The organism is Geothrix sp. 21YS21S-2 (assembly GCF_030846775.1).
Taxonomy (GTDB): Bacteria; Acidobacteriota; Holophagae; order Holophagales; family Holophagaceae; genus Mesoterricola.
In genome coordinates this window covers 2057026-2073487 of the sequence record NZ_CP132910.1, presented here as the reverse complement: position 1 = coordinate 2073487, position 16462 = coordinate 2057026, and the positions used below count along the sequence as shown (strand labels likewise).

Sequence of the window (16462 nt, the reverse complement as noted above, 5' to 3'; positions counted from 1 at the left end):
ACCGGGATCTCCATCTGGCCGGAGTTGGTGCATGCGTCCATGAGCAGTCCCTGGCATGCCTCTCCAAACCGGGCAGATGCCCTGCTCTACCCGTCAATCAAGTGCTTGATAGACGCCTGGCCAGATCGGCGATCAGGCGGTCCTTCATGACGAGGGCCTGATCCTTCTCCAACAGGGCCTGACGCAGGTCTGAAGACTCCCTCGCCTGCTCCTGAAAGGCTGTGAGCATGTCATCCTCCACGTCCATCCTGTCACGGACGTCCTGTTCGGCGCCGGCCCGCATGAGCCGGCGCAACACTTCCCGGTGGTGCTCCGGGAAATTCTCTTCCAGGATGTCCAGCACGTGGGGATCCGAACGGGAGGCCAGGCCCTGGTCGAACACCTCCAGCAGCCGCTCCAGTTCCGTGCGCCGGCGGTTCTTGAGGCGATTGATCTGAACGACGATCGCATCGTGGGTGAGTGCCTCCACGAACGGGTCCGTGATGCGCACTTCGTCGCCCGTGGCCACGTCCAGATAGTGCCTGTTGATCTTGAGCACCGGCACGTCCACGCATTCCAGGCCCTCACCCAGGAAGTAGATTGTAACGATCGGCAGCGCCTGCTTCTTCCCGCCCGGGTCGATGTAGACGTTCTCCGGACTGGCATAGTTGGAGCCAAGGTAGCGCCGGAAGCGCTGCACGTCCCAGGCGCTGCGGGCCTTCTGGATCTCGATCAGGACCAGCTTGCGGCCGCCGTCCTCCAGGCGCACGGCGGCCGCGAAATCCAGGCGCAGGACCAGGAGCTGGGTGCCATCCGGCTTGGCCGCCTCATGGTGCACTTCGGTTGGGCGGAACTGCAACTCAAGCACCTCTTTGCCCAAGAGGGCAGAAAGCACGAGCCGGGCGACCTTCTCGTCATCGAGCAGGTAATTGAATACCACATCATAGATGGGGTTGGCGATGCGCACCGGCCGAAGACCTCCTGGGCGAAGTGTAGCGACCTCGCGCACCGAGGTGCCACAGAACGGCTCATGGCATGTCGAACGACAGGAGGGCCCAGTTGCCTGAAATGGGATCCAGGATTGAACACGCCTTCTTCTGCCGTTCCCGGCGCCTTCCTTCCTACCTTCAATTAGATTGGGATCCGAATGGACTGGAGGCTGTTGGCCGGGATGGCGACCGCCGCGCGGGATCCGCCCACCTGGAGGGTGTAGGTGATCGGACGATCGGACGGATTGAAGGCGATGACGGCCAGGTGCCGGCCGTCGCGGCTCCGGGCGGCGGTGGCCAGGAGGGCGCCGGGGTTCCGGGCCGTCACCCGCACGATGCGGTCCCCGGGGCGCAGGTAGCGGCTGAAGTGGGCCAGCACGGCGTGCAGGGGGGTGAGGTAGGCGTCGCCGGTGGCGGTGTCCACCATCACGGGGGCGGCGCAGAAGTTGCCCACGTGGTTGGGGCCGCCCTGGCGGTCCAGGACGATGTTCCAGTCGATCCACCCTGCCAGGCCGTGGTTGAGGCCCTCCAGCAGCTCCCGGGCGTAGCGGTGGACGGGGGCGTAGAGCGGGTGGTCGCCGCGCTCGGCTTCGGGGGCCCAGCGCCAGCCCCAGTCGGCGGCGCCGGGGCGCCACCACCAGGCGTCGTTGCGCCAGCCCAGGAAGGTTCCGCCGGGGGCGTTCTCCTTCAGGCTGATGGCGTCCACACAGCCTTCGGTGTGCAGGAGGGGCAGGGCGGGCCAGCGCGAACGCAGGGTCTCCAGGACCGCGCTGCCGCCGGGGCCGGTGCGCTCGTACCAGTGGACCCCGGTGCCCCACACGAAGGGCGCAGCGGCGGGGTCGGCCATGATCGCTTCGGAAAAGGCCAGGGCGTTGGCGTCGCGGTTGTGGTCGAACTGGATGATCTTCACGGCGCCCAGGCCGGCCTCCCGGAGCCGCGGGCCCAGGTGGCCGCCCACATATTGCGCCATGGCCGCGGGCGTGAATTCCATGCTCTCCCACTGGCCCCCGTTGCCCATGGGCTCGTTCTCGGGGGTCACGGCCCAGATGGACACGCCCGCGTCCCGGTAGGCCTGGAGGTAGCGCACCATGTAGCGCGCGAAGGTGTCGTGGTGGCGGGGCAGGAGGGTGCCGCCGCGGCCGGCGCCGTACCAGTCCTGGTTGTCCTTCATCCAGGCAGGTGCGGTCCAGGGGCTGGCGACGAGCTTCAGGGCGGGCTCCCGGGCCAGGGCGTCCTTCACCAGGGGCAGCAGGGCGTAGGCGGGGTCGAGGGCGCCCTTGAAACCCCGGGTGTCGGGGGCGATGGAGAAGTGGGCGAGGGCGACGTCTCCGGCCACGTCGTCGTAGGAGAACCGCCCCTCCACGGAGAAGTCGCAGGCGCCCACGGGGATCCGGGCCAGCGTGAAGGCCGCGCCGCCCGGGCCGAAGAAGAGGTCGAGGACCTCGTCCCGCCTGGCCTTCGGGAGCCGGGCCAGGACGCAGGCGGAGCTCTCGGTGAGGGCGCCACCGATGCCTTCGAGGGTCTGCCGCGCATCGCCGGGATGCACGGTCAGAAGGGGGCCCCGCGCGGGCGCGCCCTTGCGGAACCTGGGCGCCGGCAGCTCCCGGAGGCGGTCCCCGGCGGCGCTGGACTGGACGAAGGGGGCGGGCGGGGCCGCCAGGGCCAGCAGGAGGAGGGCCTCCGGGATCATTCCCGGACCCGCAGGGGATCGGCCCAGGTCCCGGGGTACAGGAACCGGCGGGCAGTGACGGTCTTCACGAACTTGCCGAAGCGCAGGTCCACGCCGCCGTAGACCGCCAGCACGGGGCAGCCCGCGAACGGCCGGAACGCGTCGTCCACGGGCGTTCCGGGAAGGATGCGGCGGGTGCGGGTCTCGGCGGGCTCCCAGCCCTTGTGGGCGGAGAAGGCGTAGCGCAGGTCGCCGTCCACCTTGAAGGGACCCGTGGCCCCCAGGCGGAACGTCACGGGCACGGCCGCTTCGCCCTCCAGTCCCGCCGCGCCGGCAGTGAGTTCCAGCCGCGGCCACTCGATGGGGTCCTTGCCGGTGAGCACCACGAAGGTCTCCCACTTCACCACGCAGCCCGCGGCGTCCAGGGCCTCCACCACCAGCTCGCGGTCGGTGAGGCCCTCGCCGGGGAAGTCCAGCTCCCCGGTGGCGAGGCCCCGGGCGTCGGGCACCGCCTCCAGGAGAACCCGGTCCCGGAAGACCACCCGCAGGCGCCTCACGCCGGGCTGACAGTGGGCCTCCAGGGGCACGCGGTTCCGGTAGAAGGCGTGGTTCTTCGGGGAGGCCACCAGGGCCTGGTTGTACTGGGCCAGGGCGTGCCAGGCGGGGCGGGGGTGGCCCGTGGTGTCCTTGAGGGAGGCGAAGCCGAGAAAGCCGAACCACTCCTCGGCCTCGTCGTCGTGCACCGCGGGGTTGCCGGCCTTCCACCAGCCGTCGGCGTAGTAGAAGGGGCACAGGCCCGTGCCGCCGGCGTCGAGGAAGTCGCGGTAGTACTGGGTCATGGCGTCGGCCTGCTGGCGAAGGGTATTGCCGCCGTAGAGGCCCTCGCCCTTGCGGGACACGGACCGGCCGAATTCCGTGAGCAGCGCGGGCTTGCCGTCGGTGCCCGAAAGCATGCGCTGGGCCTCGGCGAAGCCGTGCGTGTAGTTGGCGCTGTCCTTGTAGTCGTAGGCGTTGCGGCCGCGCACGTCGAACAGCGCCATGTCCACCCACTCCGTGATGGCCGAATTGCCCGAAATGGTCACGGGGATGCCGGGGTGGAGCTCGTGGATGAGGCCCACGGCGCGGGTCCACAGGTCCCGCGTGGCCTTCGCGCCCACCTTGCGGATGTGCTCGGGCATGGGCTCGTTCATTATCAGGTACGTGATCACGCAGTCGTAGTTCCGCGTGTAGGCCAGGGTCGCGCGGATGAGCTCCAGGTCCCGGGCGACCACGGCGGGGTCGGCGAAATCCTCGTCGGGCTTGAGCCAGATGCCGTAGACGAGCTTGAGGCCCGAGGCCTGCACCACCTTGAGCTCGGCCTCGCTCATCTGGGACCAGGTGCGGATGCCGTTGAAGCCCGCGGCCTTGATGACCGCCAGGTCCCGGCGCACCTGCTCCAGGTCCCGGCCGCGGGCTTCGTAGGGGGCCTCGCCGGGGCGGGCCCCGGTCTCGTAGCCGATGGCGTTCACCAGGAACCGGTGGCCGTCCAGGTGGTACCAGCCGTCCTTGAGTTCCAGGCCGCCGGCGGCGCAGGGATAGGCCAGGGCAAGGCCGAGCAGCAGCCGTCGCATGGTGCCTCCTAGGAGCGGCGGTAGACCCGCACGTAGTCCACGTACATCTTCTGGGGCCAGGGGGTGGAGCCGGTGGGGCTCCCGGGCCAGTTGCCGCCCACGGCGACGTTCAGGATGATGAAGAACGGGTGGTCGAAGACCCACAGGCCGCCGGTGGGGAGGTTGGCGGCGGAGCGGGTGGAGAAGAGCACGCCGTCCAGGTAGAAGCGGATCTCGGTGCCTTCCCATTCCAGGGCATAGATGTGGTAGTCGTCCGACAGTTTGCCGGAAGCTAGGGACTTGCTGGCGGAAAGGCCGTTGGCGCCGGAATAGCCGGGGCCGTGCAGGGTGCTCCAGGCCGTCGAAGGCTGGCTGCCCACGGCCTCCATGATGTCGATCTCGCCGCAGTTGGGCCAGCCGCTGGAGGACACGTCGGTGCCCAGCATCCAGAAGGCGGGCCAGATGCCCTGGCCCGTGGGGGCCTTGATGCGCGCCTCGAAGCGGCCGCCGGTCTGGGAGAACAGGCCCTGGGTCTTGAGCCGGGCGGAGGTGTAGTTCCGGGTGATGCCGTCGGTGCCGGTGTAGCTCTCGGGCTGGGCGGTGATCACCAGGTCGCCGCCCTGGATCTGCGCGTTCACGGCGCGGCTGGTGTAGGTCTCCAGCTCGTTGTTGCCCCAGCCGCCGCCGCCCAGGTCGAAGCCCCACTTGGCGGCGTCGGGGGCGCTTCCGTCGGCCCCGCCGAACTCGTCGCTCCAGCTGAGCACCCAGGAGCCGGAGGGGTTGGGGTTTGGGTGGTCGTTGGAGGACGAGCCTCCGCCGCAGCCCAGCAGGAGGGTCGCGAGGGCGAAGGGCAGGGCGGCGGGGATCTTCATGGGGGGAGCTCCATGCGAGGGACAGGACTGGCGGGGAATCGGAACCAGAGTGCCAAGCGAAAGAGGGTTATCCTATAGTCTTATTTCGTAACGGGTGTTCATTTTCCGTGGCGGGTCAGCGCGGGGCGTGGGCGGCCCGGTACTGGGTGGGGGTGGTCCCGCTCTCCCGCTTGAAGAACCGGCAGAAGTAGGTGGCCGACTGGAAGCCGCAGGCCTCGGCGATCTCCTCCAGGGTGGAGGGGGTGTTCTCCAGGAGGCGCATGGCATTGCCCAGGCGCACCCGCACCATTTCGCCCGCGATGGAGCGGCCCAGGTTCCTCCGGAACAGGCTGTCGAGGGTGGACCGGGAGCACCCGGCCAGTTCGCACACCTGCTCCACCGAGATGCCCCGGCAGGCGCGGTCCCGGATCACGCGGGAGGCGGCGAGCACCAGGGGGTTCTCGGCGGTGGTCACATCCGTGGAGCCGCGTTCCACGACCCGGAGGGGCGGCTGCTTGTACAGCCGGGCCTCCACCTTGTCGCCGTCCAGGATGCTGGAGAGGAGCCGGCCCGCCAGCTGGCCGATGCCCTCCGTGTCCGGGGCGATGCTGGTGAGGGTGGGCCGGCAGAGGCGGCAGAGGATCTCGTCGTTGTCCACGCCCATGACGGATACGTCCCCGGGCATGGAGATGCCCAGGTCCCTGCAGGCGGTGATGAGCTGCTGGCCCCGGGTGTCGTTGCAGGCCAGGATGGCCACGGGCTTGGGCAGGCGAACCAGCCAGGCCGCCAGGTTCGGCTCGTATTCGAGGCCGCGCATCTCGCGGAACTGCTGGCGGATGGCATTGGAGACCTTGGGTGGCGGCTCGTACACGTGGGGGTTCAGCCCCCGGTCCCGCACCAGGGCCGTGAAGGCCTCGGAGCGGCGGTCGGAGAAGAACACGCCGGGGTAGCCGCAGTAGGCGAAGTTGTTGAAGCCGGCCTTGGCGAAGAAGTCGTCGGCCAGGCTGGCCACGACGCCGGGATCCGTGTCGATCCAGGGGTAGTCGGGGCAGTTGCCCTCCCCCTGCACGTCCACGATGGGCACCCCGAGGGATTTCATCTGCCGGCCCAGGTCGGGGGTGGAGATGAAGCCGATGATGCCGTCGATGTGGCCCTTCTTGAGCCAGTGGGGGAGTTTCATGAACTCCGCCCGCTCGTACGGGAAGATCAGCCAGTCCTCCTGCTCCAGGGCGTAGGTGGCCACGCCCCGGCAGATGCCCCGGCTGTAGCCGCCGGAGGCGGGAACGAGGAGGGCAATGTGGCGGATCCTGGCCATCGGATGTCCTTTCTTGCCTCGGCGGGTGTGGGGAAAGGGCCGGCAAAGCCCAGAATCCAACGGCAAACGGGGGCTGTGCAGGTTTCCGAAAGCTTATCTCGAAAAATAAAAAAAGACCATTTACTTATGATTTTTTATAACGCAACCTTCTCGAGTCCTCTTTGAGTTGGTCTGCACTTCCGGTTCCCGTGCTCGGGTCCTGCACCCGCCACGGGGGGACCTCCCTCCATGTCTGTCTTGACGCACTTAATTCTTCTAAAAAAAGGAGATATCATGTTCACCCCACGACTCCGGGCTAGCTTCGCGCTGCTGGCGTTGATGCCCCTGATCTGGCTGCTGGCCTGCTCCAGCTCCAACAAGGGGGGCCGTGACCTCACCTACCTCTCCGTGGCCCCGACGCACGTGGCCCTGTTCCCCGGGGAGACCGCCCAGCTTGGGGTGACCGCCCACTACAGCGACGGCTCCACGGCGACGGTGACCTCAGGGGCCGCCTTCGTGGCCGCCGCCCCCACCGTGGCCTCCATAAGCGCCTCCGGCCGGATCACGGCGGTGGGCGCGGGCACCAGCGTCGTCTCGGCGGTCATCGGCGACAAGAGCGCCGACGCCGTGATCGACGTGGCGCCGGCCTTCTACCCGGTGTTCACGGACGCCTACCCCAAGAACGTGACCTTCGTTCCCTTCGGCGGGTCCGCCAATTCCCTGGCGGCCGATGCCGCCGAGAAGCACGCCGGCGCGGCCTCCCTGCGCATCGACGTGCCCGCCTCGGGCTACACGGGCGGCGCCCTCAAGGCCGGCGCGGCCCAGAACCTCTCCCTGTACAACGCCGTCACCTTCTGGGTCAAGGCCAGCAAGGCCGCGACCCTGAACGTCGCGGGCCTGGGCAACGACGGCGGCAACTCCGACTGGGCCGCCGAAGTGGCCAACATCCCCCTCACCACGGACTGGGTCAAGCAGATCATTCCGCTGCCCAACAAGGCCAAGCTCACCGCCACCACCGGGCTCTTCCACTTCGCCGAAGGGGCCGACGAGGGCGCCTACAGCATCTGGATCGACGACATCCGCTACGAGAACCTGCCCGCGGCCGAGCTGGCCGCCCCCACCGGCGCCACCATCGCCTGGGCCCCCACCAGCGTCGAGATCTCCAAGTCCAGGTCCCTGGGCCTGACCGGCGCCATCACCTACGCCACCCCCGCCGTGACCGTGAGCAACGCGAGCCTGCGCTGGTTCGACCTGGCCTCGGCCACCACCGCCGTGGCCACCGTGGACGGCACCGGCCTGGTCTCGGGCCTGACCCTGGGCACGTCGGAGATCACCGCCACCCTGGGCGGCCTGGCCGTGCCCGGTTCCGGCACCGTCACCGTCATCACCCCGATCGTGCCCACCGTGGCCCCGCCCCGTCCCACCGTGGACCCCTCCAAGGTCATCTCCCTGCTGTCCAAGGCCTACACCAACATCGCCGTGGACACCTGGGGCACCAGCTGGTCCAACGGCAACGCCGGACCGAACCTCACCAGCCTCACCGTCGGCGGTGACGACGTGAAGAAGTACACCAGCCTCGCCTACGTGGGGGTGGAGTTCTACGCCGCCGGCAACACCGTCGACGCCACCGGCATGACCTACCTCCACGTGGACGTGTGGACCCCCGACATCACCGACTTCCACGTCAAGCTGGTGGACTTCGGCGCCAACACCATCTATGCCGGCGGCGACGACTCGGAGTCCGAAGTGGCCGTGAACGCCACCACCACCCCGGCCCTCAGCGCCACCAAGCAGTGGGTGGGCCTGGACATCCCCCTCGCCAACTTCGGCAACCTGGCCAGCCGCAAGCACCTGGCCCAGCTCCTGTTCATCGGCGCCACCCCCTCGGGCACGGGCACCGTCTACGTGGACAACGTCTACTTCCACAACTCCCCCTTCATCGACACCGTGGCGCCGACCCTCGCCATCACCGACGACGCCGCGGCGCCCGTGGCCTACGGCCCCGTCACCTTCACCTTCACCTTCAGCGAGGATGTGGGCACCAGCTTCCTGGCGTCGTCCATCACCACCACCGGAGGCACCGCCGGCACCCTCACCAAGGTCAACGGCACCACCTACACCCTCACCGTGACCCCGCCCGCCACCACCGCCGGCACCATCACGGTGAACGTCCCGGCCGGAACCTATGCCGACGCCGCGGGCAACGCGGGCGCCGTGGCCGCCACCCGGAGCCAGGATTTCGACACCCGGATCATCATGCGCCAGATGGACCTGCCCCTGGTCACCTTCGACGCTGGCAACGTGGCCTACGGCTTCACGGACTTCGGAGGCGTGACCTCGGCCATGGCGGCCGATCCCGTCACCGCGGCCAACAAGGTCGCCAAGGTCGTCAAGCCCACCTCCGCCCAGTTCTGGGGCGGGACCACCCTTTCGGCCAACGGCACCCTGGGCTTCCTGCACGGGATCCCCTTCGACGCCGCCCACACCCGCATCACGGTCCGGGTCTATTCCCCCGACGCCGGCACCCCGGTTCGCCTCAAGGTCGAGGATCACGCCAACGGCACCATCAGCTGCGAGGCCGAGGTGAACACAACGGTCGCCAACGCCTGGGAGACCCTCACCTTCGACTTCGCCACCCCCGCCAGCGGCACCGCCGCCCTGGACTTCACCAAGACCTACGACAAGGCGTCGATCTTCTTCAACTTCATGTATGGCGCCGGCGGCACCGCCCTGACCGCCGAGAAGACCTACTACTTCGATGACGTGGCCTTCGACCACTTCACCACGATCACCTTCGACGACCCCGCCATCGCATACACCCTGGCCGGCTTCGGCGGCTCCGAGGACGCCTCGGTGGCCACCGACCCCGCCGTCAGCTCCAACAAGGCCGTCAAGGTCGTCAAGGCCGCCGGCGCGCAGACCTGGGCAGGGGCCACCTTCGCCCTGGGCGCCTCCAACCTGGCCGTCTCCCGCATCCCCCTGGGCCACGGGTCCACCCGCCTCCTGGTGCGCACCTACTCCCCCGACGCGGGCGTCAAGGTCAAGCTGAAGGTCGAGAACGCAAGTGACGGCACCCTCTCCTGCGAGACCGACGCCACCACCACCGTGGCCAACGCCTGGGAGACCCTGGTGTTCGACTACGCCAATCCGTCCAGCGGCACCGCCGCGCTGAACGCCGGCACCGTCTACAACAAGATCTCGATCTTCTTCGATTTCGGCAACGCCGGCACCGGCAAGACCTACTACTTCGACGACGTCACCTTCGACGCCTTCGAGGGGCCGGTCAGCTTCGACAACTTCCTGGTCACCTACGTCCTCGCCGGCTTCGGCGGCGACGAAGGCGCCTCCGTCGCCCCGGATCCCGCGGGCGGCGCCAACCAGGCCGTGAAGGTCACCAAGATCGCCGGCGCCCAGACCTGGGCCGGCGTGACCGTCTCCACCGGAGCCAACTTCTCCATCGGCCGGATCCCCTTCTCCGCCGCCGGACTCAACACGTTCACCCTGCGGGTGTACTCCCCGGCCGCGGGCACCCCGGTGCTCCTCAAGGTCGAGGACCAGGGCAACGGCACGATCTCCTGCGAGAAGCAGGCGACCACCACCCTGGCCAACGCCTGGGAGACCCTCACCTTCAATTTCACGGGGCTCTTCGACGTGACGAAGACCTACGACAAGGTCTCGATCTTCCCCGGCTTCGGTTCCGCCGGCACCGGCGCCGTCACCTACCTCGACGACCTGGCCTTCCTGCCCTGACCCTTTGCCAAGACATTCAAGGACATTTCCCCATTCGGAGGACGTCATGACTGGAGCAAATAACCTGGTTCGCGGGGGTTTGGCCCTGTGCCTCTGCGGCGCGCTGGCCCCCTTGCGCGCCGAGGATACCGGCTTCTCCAAGAGCTTCAAGTTCCGGCTCGCCGTGGCCGGCAGCCAGAAGGATCACCTGCGCGCGCCCTACAGCGGCCTGGGCTTCAACGTGGGCTACGGCGTGGGCCGCGGCATCGTCGGCCTGGAGCTCGGCTACATCTACAAGACCGGCGACGACTACTTCACCACGCCGGACGACTCACGGCTGGACCCGGCCCTGCTGCCCATGAACCCCGCCAAGGCGGTGGAGTCCAAGCGCAACGAGTTCGCGGGGCTCACCGTCCGGGCCTCGTACAGCCAGCCGCTGAACGCCGCCTGGCGCTGGCAGGCGGGGCTGCAGTTCGGCGGCAGCTTCAAGCACCAGTACGTGGGCGACGCCCAGAGCGCCCCCTGGGACGTGGCCTCGGGCGCCAAGGCCTGGCGGGACTTCTACCTGGCCTCGGAACGGAAGGCCAAGTACGTGCCCTCCCCCTACGCCGGCGTGACCTGGAGGGCCGACAAGGACTCCAGCGTGGAGTTCAATGTCGTGCTCCTGAGCTACACGGCCATGGAATACCACCACTACGTGGGCACGGCTTCGGCCTACGACACGGGCGCGCCGGGGCGCCGCTCGGCCTCCGGCGCCTCCTGGCCCATGGACGCGCTGGCCACCCGCAACCGGATTGTGCCCCACGCCGAAGTCGCCTATGTGTTCCATTTCTAGGCCCCCCAGAGAATCGCGGAGACTCAGATGACCATGCGCAATTTGCTGTTTCGCTCCAGCGTCGCGGTGATGCTCACCGGGGGCGCGGGCCTGATGGCCCAGACCACCACCGGCGCCCTGAGCGGCATCCTCACCGATGCCGCGGGCAAGCCCCTCCGGGGCGCCCGGGTCGCCCTGGAAAGCCCGGCCCTGTTCCAGACCAAGGTGTTCACGACGGACGCCAAGGGCGAGTACCACGCCCTCCTCCTGCCCGTTGGCAACTACACCGTCAAGGTGAGCGCCACCGGCATGATCGGCCGCACCGCCACCAACGTCCGGGTGGGCCTGGGCTCCAACCAGACCCTCAACTTCTCCCTGAAGGCGGTCCAGGCGGCCTCGGCCGTCGTGGAGGTGGTGGCCACCTCCTCGGCCGCGGAGGCCAAGACCAGCGACAAGATCGCGGTCAACTATTCCGCCGACCAGCTGCTCAAGATGCCCGTCTCCATGCAGGGCTTCGACTCCATCACCAACATCGCCCCGGGCGTGACCGGCTACGGCAAGGATGCCCGGGTGCGCGGCTCGGACATGAACCAGATCCTCTACAGCATCGACGGCATCAACGTGAAGGACGACACGGGCACCTACTCGTCCCTCTACGCGCCCCTGCCCGACAGCATCGAGGACGTGCAGGTGGTGACCTCGGGCCTGAACGCAAGGAACGGCCTCGTCAGCGGCGGCCAGGTGAACATCGTCACGAAGACCGGCTCCAACACCTTCGAGGGCACGCTGCGGGCCAACATGAGCCGGGCCTCCATGGCCGCGGACTTCCCGCTCACCAACGCCAACAACAACTCCAACCTCCTGCGCGAGGACCTGACCCACACCACCGACTTCACCTTCAGCGGGCCCCTCATCAAGGACCGCCTCTGGTTCACCCTCGGCACCCGGGTCACCCCCAGCCAGGCCACCTCGGGCCTGCTGGGCTACACCGTGGTGGGCGTCAAGGCCGGCCAGCCCAACATCCCCTGGAGCCAGGTGCAGAGCCTGCTGCGCCCCATGTCCACCTTCGGCCTCAATGCGAACGTGGACAACGTCGTCAACACCGGTCCCGGCGGCAACTACGGCAACACCGCCGAGGACGCCGGAACCAAGCTGAGCTCCTCGATCAGGTTCCAGAAGTTCGAAGGCAAGCTGACGGGCCTCCTCACCACCAACCACTCCCTCAGCGCCACCTTCCTCACGGAGAAGACCACGCAGGGCGGCGTCCAGGGCCAGCGGAACACCGATCCATGGGAAGGCAACATCATGCGCGGCATCGGCGACATGGTCACCGAGACCAAGGCCTGGACCCTCGGCTGGAACGGCATGCTGGCCCCCAACTGGTCCATCGAGGCCCGCACCACCTACGCGGCCAACACCTTCAACGACGTCAAGAACCCCAACCCCGGCGTGTCGGTCTCCGGGTACTTCGCCAGCCCTGATCCCGCCATGGTCCTGCGGGGCGAGAGCGGCCCGCACTCCTGGCTGGGAAGCCCCGACAGCTACGACTACGGCCCGCTGCTCACCAACATGTCCACCTACGACATCAGCCCCCTCAAGAAGGGCAACAGCACGTGGTCGATCAACGTCAAGACGCTTCAGGCCTACCTGGGCAGCCACGACATCGACATGGGCGCCGAGAGCGTGGCCACGCTCTACAATTTCGGCCGGTCCAAGTACGGCAACCGGGGCGTGTTCACGGGCGGCTGGTACCGCGATTCCGCCACGGGCAAGTACCTCTATCCCACCTTCCATCGCGGCGAAGCGGGCTCGGACCCCACCGAGATCCTCCAGGTCGGCCCCGGCGAGAACCCGGTGGCCAACGGCTGGAACGCCTGGGCGAACATGCCCAACGGCCTCGGGACCCAGGCCCCCTTCCTCCACTGGGAGGCCATCCGCGGCCCCAGCGCCCACATGGAGAAGTTCTACGACAACCCGGGCGACTCCAAGAACCGGACCACCTCGGTCTACGTGAACGACAACTGGACCGTCAACAGCTTCCTGAACGTCATGGCCGGCGCGCGGTACAACAAGCTCACAATGCAGGACCAGGGCGGCAACCGCCTGGACGACATGAGCGTGTTCGAGCCGCGCCTGCTCCTGAAGTTCAACCCCGACGGCAACAACCGGGAGATCTGGTCGCTGTCGGCCGCCAAGCTGGCCTCGGCCTATTCGGACGCGGTGGCCAACAACTTCCGCGGCAACGCCTGGGAAGTGCGAACCGTCCACCTGTGGAACGGCGCGAACCTGGACGGGGGCCAGCCCGGCTTCGACACCAACGGCGCCCTGGGCGACGCCCCCACCGGCACGCACAACGGCTACACGTACACCGGCCAGAACATGAACGGCGTGCGCTTCGTGGACTACGACACGCTCATCGACCCCAGGAACTACGGCCCCGCCTACGACATGCTGGACGCGCGGCAGACCTACCTCGCCAAGGGGCTGCGCGCCCCCTACGCCTACGAGTTCAGCGTGGGCTACCAGCGCAACTACGAGTCCGGCTACTTCAAGGCCAACGTCATCCGGCGCGTGTACAAGGACAACATCGTCAGTTCCATCCATGACTACGGCATGGATTCCATGGTCCACATGACCAGCCCGGACCCCAACGATCCCCTGCGCATGTGGAAGCAGAAGACCTCCTGGCTCAACTCCAGGTTCGACCGGGTCTACACCGGCCTGGAGATCGCCTTCCAGAAGCAGCTCAGCTCCCGCTGGAGCCTGATCGGGTCCTACACCTACGACCAGTCCACGGGCACCAACGACCTGGACTACTACAACTACAAGAACCTGCGGGAGAAGCTGCTGACCCCCGAGCAGCAGGAGCGCGCCGTGGGCAAGGGCCTGCTCAGCCGCAACCAGATCGCCCACGTGTTCCTGACCTACGCCCACCCCGTGGGCAAGGGCAACGTGTCCTTCTCCGTGAAGGCCGACGCCTGGACCGGCGGGGTCATCCAGGCCCAGGGCTGGACCGACTACCGGACCCTGTCGGGCTTCTCCGCCCTGCAGCTGCCCGGGTCCATCAACGGCGAGCGCGTGATCGACGTGGACCAGCGCACCGCGAACTGGCAGACCTTCTTCCCGACCTACTACGGGGACATGGGCGCCTTCAAGACCGGCGTGGACTACTACCAGGTCGGCGCGAAGGTCCAGTGGGACATCCCCCTGGGCCTGGGCAAGGTCCGCCTGATAGGCTTCGTGTCGATCGACAACATCTTCAACCACTTCGTCATGACCAACGTCTACGGCTACTTCACGGGGGATTCCCCCAGCGCCACCAACAACGTGGCCGCGGGCAGCCCCATGGCCCTGTTCAACGGGAACCGCTTCTACGGCCAGACCCCCGGGGACCTGGGCGCCAAGTACGGCGACTACAACCAGGGCTACGGCGGGCGGAAGGTCGGCGATTTCAGCATCGGGCTCAAGTTCTAATTGGAGAATGCCATGAACCACCTCCGCACCATCCTGATGGGCCTCCTGGCGCTTCCCCTGGCCGCCGGCCACCCCGGCTTCTCCGCCGGCGGCGGCCTGATCCTGGGGCTCGACAGCTACAAGAAGGCCGTGAACAGCACCACCGGCTTCATGATCAACGCGGGCTGGGAGACCACCCTGGCCAGGACCGACATTCCGGCCCGGGTCTCCCTGAACCTGGGGACGATGCCCGGCAAGGCGAAGAACGGCCTCACGACGTCCCTGACCCTGGCCCAGCTCTCCGGGGACATCCTCTTCGACACCGGCACCCCGAAGCTGCGGGGGATCTTCGGGCTGTCGCTGAACAGCTACACCGCGAAGTTCAAGGGCGACGAGAGCCAGTCCATCTTCGACGCCGAGCACCATTTCCCGTTCCACGACTGCAAGGGGCTCAAGGGCGGCCTGCGCGTGGGGGCGGAATACGCCCTTACGCCCCGGGTCACCCTGGAGGCCCTCCTCCAGGCCACGGAACTCGCCGGACGCCAGCGCAACGACGTCCTGATCCGCCAGGGGGCCATCAACCCCGCCTGGCTGCAGCTCGGCGCCCGCTACCAGTTCTGATTCCGGAGTCCTCGTGACCACGACCCCCCAGACCGAAGAAGCCGGCCGCCTCGGATTCGCCGAGAAGGCCGGCTACGCCCTCGGCGACGCAGGCTCCAACTTCTACTGGAAGACCTTCGAGTTCTTCATCATCTTCTTCTACACCGACGTCTTCGGCATCCCGGCCGGGACGGTGGGCACCATGATGCTGGTGACCCGGGTGCTGGACGCCATCGCCGATCCCATCATGGGCACCATCGCGGACCGGACCCGCACCCGGTGGGGGCACTTCCGCCCCTACCTGGTCTGGTTCGGCCTGCCCCTGGCGGCCGCGGGGGTGCTGACGTTCACCACGCCCGCCATGGGGCACGGCGCCAAGGTGGTGTACGCCTACGTCACCTACTGCCTCCTGATGCTTCTCTACACGGCCGTGAACATCCCCTACAGCGCGCTCATGGGGGTGATGACGCCCAACAGCAAGGAGCGCACCTCCCTGGCCTCGTTCCGGTTCGTGGGCGCCTTCTCGGTGGCGGTGCTGGTGCAGTACTGCACCCCCAGCCTCGCCCAGTGGTTCGGAATGGCGCCCGCCCTTCGGGCCCAGCACAGCCTGCTGGCCCACCCCGGCGAATGGATCCGCTGGTTCCTCTCCAAGGAATTCCTGGCCCTGCCGGCCGATCTGGCCAAGGGATGGCAGCTGACCATGGCCCTCTACGGGGTCATCGCGGTGGCGCTGTTCGCGCTGTGCTTCCTGGCCACCCGCGAGCGGGTGGCGCCCCCGGCCGACCAGGCCGCGGACCTCAAGGGGGACTTCAAGGCCCTCATGGGCAGCCGCGCCTTCGTGGTGATGATCGTGGTGGCCGTGGCCATGATCAGCGCGTTCGTCCTCAAAGGCTCGGTCTCGGCCTACTACTTCAAGTACTACGTGCACCGCAACGATTTGCTGGGGCCCTTCCTGGTGAGCAACGCCCTGGCCTTCCTGGCCGCGGTGATGCTGGCCCCGCCCGTGGCCCGGAGGTTCGACAAGAAGGTCATCTTCATGGCGGCCATCGGCCTGGGCGGCGCGATCGTCCTGGGGTTCTGGTTCGCCGGGCCCGGGGACGTCGCCCTGATGTTCGCCCTCCAGATTCTTTCCAGCTTCGTGATCGGGTTCAACTCCCCCCTGCTGTGGGCCATGTTCGCCGACACCGCCGACGACGCGGAATGGCGCTCGGGCCGGCGCAACACCGGACTCGTCTTCGCCTCGGCCATCTTCGGCACGAAGATCGGCCTGGCCGTGGGCGCGTGGATCACGGGCATCCTCCTCACCTGGTTCGGATACGTGGCCAACGTGGACCAGACGGCCCGCTCCCTGGTGGGCATCCGGCTCTCCATGAGCCTCTTCCCCGGGGCGCTGCTGATCGTTTCCGCCCTGCTCATGAAGCTCTACCCCCTCGACGACCGGATGATGGTCCGGATCGAGAAGGACCTCAAGGACCGCAAGCCCCAAGCCTGAGAT

At 67.9% G+C, this 16462-nt stretch carries 10 protein-coding genes; 5 read left to right on the top strand and 5 right to left on the bottom strand.

Features of this window, described 5'->3' with window-relative positions; all coding sequences use genetic code 11:
* Positions 1-97: 97 nt before the first annotated feature.
* The 5 genes from RAH40_RS09255 to RAH40_RS09235 all read right to left on the bottom strand — a co-directional run bounded on the left by RAH40_RS09255 (position 98) and on the right by RAH40_RS09235 (position 6392).
* Positions 98-946 carry a hypothetical protein gene (locus RAH40_RS09255; protein WP_306601818.1) on the bottom strand — a complete coding sequence of 283 codons (849 nt, stop codon included), beginning with the start codon at positions 944-946 and terminating at the stop codon, positions 98-100.
* Positions 947-1110: 164 nt separating this feature from the next.
* Positions 1111-2658 (bottom strand): hypothetical protein, encoded by a 1548-nt coding sequence (locus RAH40_RS09250; RefSeq protein WP_306601817.1) that lies wholly within the window; start codon positions 2656-2658, stop codon positions 1111-1113.
* A complete protein-coding gene (locus RAH40_RS09245; protein WP_306601816.1) occupies positions 2655-4247 on the bottom strand; it encodes a hypothetical protein in 1593 nt (530 codons plus the stop codon). The genes RAH40_RS09250 and RAH40_RS09245 overlap by 4 nt, the downstream gene beginning before the upstream one ends.
* 8 nt (positions 4248-4255) lie before the next feature.
* Positions 4256-5098: a glycoside hydrolase family 16 protein gene (locus tag RAH40_RS09240; RefSeq protein WP_306601815.1), complete on the bottom strand. Its 843-nt coding sequence runs from the start codon at positions 5096-5098 to the stop codon at positions 4256-4258.
* Positions 5099-5213: 115 nt separating this feature from the next.
* The gene (locus RAH40_RS09235) at positions 5214-6392 is read right to left on the bottom strand and encodes a DNA-binding transcriptional regulator (protein WP_306601814.1); all 1179 of its coding nucleotides are present in this window, start codon (positions 6390-6392) and stop codon (positions 5214-5216) included.
* Between the two features lie 273 nt (positions 6393-6665).
* Here RAH40_RS09235 and RAH40_RS09230 point away from each other — a divergent pair, with 273 nt between their 5' ends.
* Genes RAH40_RS09230 through RAH40_RS09210 form a run of 5 tightly spaced genes read left to right on the top strand, consistent with a single transcriptional unit; the run spans position 6666 to position 16459 of the window.
* Positions 6666-10121 carry an Ig-like domain-containing protein gene (locus RAH40_RS09230; protein WP_306601813.1) on the top strand — a complete coding sequence of 1152 codons (3456 nt, stop codon included), beginning with the start codon at positions 6666-6668 and terminating at the stop codon, positions 10119-10121.
* Between the two features lie 46 nt (positions 10122-10167).
* Positions 10168-10935 carry a hypothetical protein gene (locus RAH40_RS09225; protein WP_306601812.1) on the top strand — a complete coding sequence of 256 codons (768 nt, stop codon included), beginning with the start codon at positions 10168-10170 and terminating at the stop codon, positions 10933-10935.
* Positions 10936-10962: 27 nt separating this feature from the next.
* Positions 10963-14388 carry a carboxypeptidase-like regulatory domain-containing protein gene (locus tag RAH40_RS09220; protein WP_306601811.1) on the top strand — a complete coding sequence of 1142 codons (3426 nt, stop codon included), beginning with the start codon at positions 10963-10965 and terminating at the stop codon, positions 14386-14388.
* Between the two features lie 12 nt (positions 14389-14400).
* Positions 14401-14988 carry a hypothetical protein gene (locus RAH40_RS09215; protein WP_306601810.1) on the top strand — a complete coding sequence of 196 codons (588 nt, stop codon included), beginning with the start codon at positions 14401-14403 and terminating at the stop codon, positions 14986-14988.
* Between the two features lie 13 nt (positions 14989-15001).
* The gene (locus RAH40_RS09210; protein WP_306601809.1) at positions 15002-16459 is read left to right on the top strand and encodes an MFS transporter; all 1458 of its coding nucleotides are present in this window, start codon (positions 15002-15004) and stop codon (positions 16457-16459) included.
* Positions 16460-16462: the final 3 nt, after the last annotated feature.